This window comes from Erwinia sp. PsM31 (genome assembly GCF_030433775.1).
GTDB classification, from domain to species: domain Bacteria; phylum Pseudomonadota; class Gammaproteobacteria; order Enterobacterales; family Enterobacteriaceae; genus Erwinia; species Erwinia aeris.
The window spans coordinates 1-2,619 of record NZ_JARUWZ010000058.1; the positions used below are offsets into that span (position 1 = coordinate 1).

At 52.4% G+C, this 2,619-nt stretch carries 4 protein-coding genes; 1 reads left to right on the forward strand and 3 read right to left on the reverse strand.

What is annotated here, in order from left to right:
* Positions 1-80 (forward strand): hypothetical protein (locus tag QCD69_RS22390; RefSeq protein WP_301252403.1); only part of this gene is annotated, 80 nt, incomplete at its 5' end.
* A gap of 122 nt (positions 81-202) precedes the next feature.
* Here the strand turns inward: QCD69_RS22390 and QCD69_RS22395 are convergent.
* The 3 genes from QCD69_RS22395 to QCD69_RS22405 form a co-directional block, all read right to left on the reverse strand.
* Positions 203-1,258, reverse strand: a complete 1,056-nt coding sequence (locus QCD69_RS22395) for an acyltransferase family protein (RefSeq protein WP_253455050.1) — start codon at positions 1,256-1,258, stop codon at positions 203-205.
* Positions 1,259-1,671: 413 nt separating this feature from the next.
* Entirely contained in the window at positions 1,672-2,256 is a 585-nt protein-coding gene (locus QCD69_RS22400) for an ATP-dependent Clp protease proteolytic subunit (protein ID WP_253455049.1), read from the reverse strand.
* Between the two features lie 138 nt (positions 2,257-2,394).
* Positions 2,395-2,619: hypothetical protein (locus QCD69_RS22405; protein ID WP_301253567.1), on the reverse strand; the 225-nt coding region annotated here is incomplete at its 5' end.

Here is a 2,619-nt window from a genome sequence, read left to right on the forward strand (position 1 = left end):
ACGAGTCGGTTATCGCGGGCGAATCGGATCCGATGCTGATTTACGGCAAGGGCGAGGCGCAGCAGGCGTCCGGCGAATAGTTCTCTGTACGACCTGCCCCCCTGAAAAAGAGAGCCTTCCGGCTCTCTTTTTTTATCGGCCCGATCCTTCAGCCATTGACCGCCTGAAAAGCCAGACGTGGAGCCTGCTGCCTGTCGTGCCCTCAGCCTGCTCTGACGCTACGGCCCCGCAGCATCTTCCACGCGCCGCCTCTTTCAATCAAATGGTAGAGATGTTTTGAAATAAACAGCGACAGCGCGATAAACAGCAGCAGAACCGCCACCTTGATCGGGGAAGAGTCCAGGCCGACACGGGCAAGATTATTAAAGACAATCCACTTCGCGGTATAAAAGTTGGCATGGAAAAGATAGAGCGAATAGGAGTACATGCCGATAGCGTGAAGTTTATCGTAGGCAAAGCCTTTAAAATCCTCCATGTTGGCCATCAGCAGCACAAAGGTCCAGGAAGGCAGGCATGACCCCAGCAGATCGCGGATTTGCAGATTGGTTACGCCCTGTCTGGCCATCAGCCACAGCAGCAGCATAGCGACAGGGATCAGCAAAAATACGGCGGGATTTTTTTTCACGTGATGGAAACCCAGCTGCCGTCCGCACATGCCGACGATAAACGACAGCAGCGCAAGGTTGCCCGCCACGGATTTGAACGTAACGCCGTGCCAGCCCAGATAGCCGTCATTACCCCAGGTCATGTTGGTCGCAATAAGAATGGCGAGCATCGCTACGGTGGTAAAGGAGAAAACAAAGGCTTTTTTATTCAGCAACGTTTTGCCTACGCAAAGCAGCAGATAAAAATAGAACTCGTAGACCAGCGTCCAGGCCGCCGGATTCGCCATCGATTCCGACCAGTTATAGGGCAACGCCTCTCTGTCCCACTCCGTCCAGGGGATGAGAAAGAGATTATGCAGAAGATAAGTTAATGAGCCGGTCTTGTGGAGCGTATATAAGATAAGGGGAATGGAGAGGATGAGGTAGGCGGGGTAGATCCTTTTTATTCTGTTTTTAATAAAGGCGCCCGCTGACTGATCCTCTCTGAAGGTGTGCATCATAATATAGCCGCTCAGGAAGAAGAACATCGATACGCCAACCTGACCTGCACTGAAGAAGTGAGCAACGGCGCGGGGTGAGAGATGCTCCAGCACCACGCACAGCGCGGCCAGCCCCCTGACAATCTGCAGATTGTAGATTTCTTTACGGATCATTTTCTTTTCCTTAACCATAAACGGCAAGGAATATACACGGAGTTATGGCTGGTACATATTCCTGGGCGGGAGATTCGGATAATGCTTAGTTTTACTTATGATTTGGCAGTGAGGCAGAATAAAAAAAGCCTCCGGTTAAGGAGGCTTCAGGCTGCTGAAAATTAAAGGGTCTGTACGAAATGGTTTTTTACAGCGAAACATCAGCTTCGTAGCAGCAGAGGCTGAGCGGACAAACGGACCGTTTGGCGCATGGACGCGCCAACCGAGCCTCCACGGACGGATCTACGGCGTGTCCGTGTTCCGATCTGCCTCTGGTGTTATTCTCCGGCCCGAACGCGACTTAATGAAAGGGCAGGAGTTTGTCAGCAACCTCAGCCTCCGGTTAAGGAGGCTTCAGAAGGAAGGAAAAGGGATTAACCTTTCAGCTCGTCCCAGTGGGTGATCAGATGGCTGGCGATGCCGTATTCAATCGCCTGCTGTGGACCCATCCAGTAGTTGCTGTCCGTATCCTGTTCCACTTTTTCCAGCGGCTGGCCGGTTGCTTTGCTGATCAGCCGGTTGATACGGTCGCGCGCGCGCAGCAGCTCGTTGGCTTCGATTTCGATATCGGAAACCTTGCCGCGCACGCCGCCCAGCGGCTGGTGGATCATAAAGCGGGTATTAGGCAGCGTATAGCGATCTTCTTTCTCCGCCGCCAGGAAAATGGTGATGCCCGCGCTGGCTACCCAGCCGGTGCCGATAACCTGTACCTTCGGCTTCACGAACTTGATCATATCGTGAATGGTATCGCCAGCTTCGACGTGGCCGCCCTGACTGTTGATAAACAGCTTGATCGGCTCATCGCCCATTTCCTGCAGGATCAGCAGCTGGGCGGTAACTTTCTCCGCCAGCGCCTGATCGATTTCGCCAGAAATGATCACAGATCGGGCTTGCAGTAACTTGTTAAGCGCCAGAGAGGATTTCTCTTCCGGGCTCTCTTTCTTTGGCTCCTGAGACATTATTTAGACTCCATAGGAAACGATCTGTATAAGTGACAAGAGTTTAGCATAATCCATTCAACAGCTAAATCAACTGTGGCGGCGCTGAATGATTGCCTGCCAAAACAGCGGCTTATTAGCCGTTCCCGTTACTTTTCATCACCTGGCGCCCGCTGCCTTACCGGATACTGATAAAAAATCACGGCGGCTGACAGGCGCAGCGCGTCCCGGTTTTGCTGCCAAAACGCCCCTGAAATGCGCTATATTAGGATCTGGTCCATTAATGAACACAGCCTGTAAGGGCCGCTGATAAGCCATGAGGTTAACTGATGACAGATAAGCGCAAAGACGGTTCAGGGAAGCTGCTGTACTGCTCTTTTTGCG

Coding starts and splice junctions, on each gene's coding strand:
- QCD69_RS22395 (WP_253455050.1), bottom strand. CDS start 1,258: ATGATCCGTAAAGAAATCTACAATCTGCAGATTGTCAGGGGGCTGGCC.
- QCD69_RS22400 (WP_253455049.1), bottom strand. CDS start 2,256: ATGTCTCAGGAGCCAAAGAAAGAGAGCCCGGAAGAGAAATCCTCTCTG.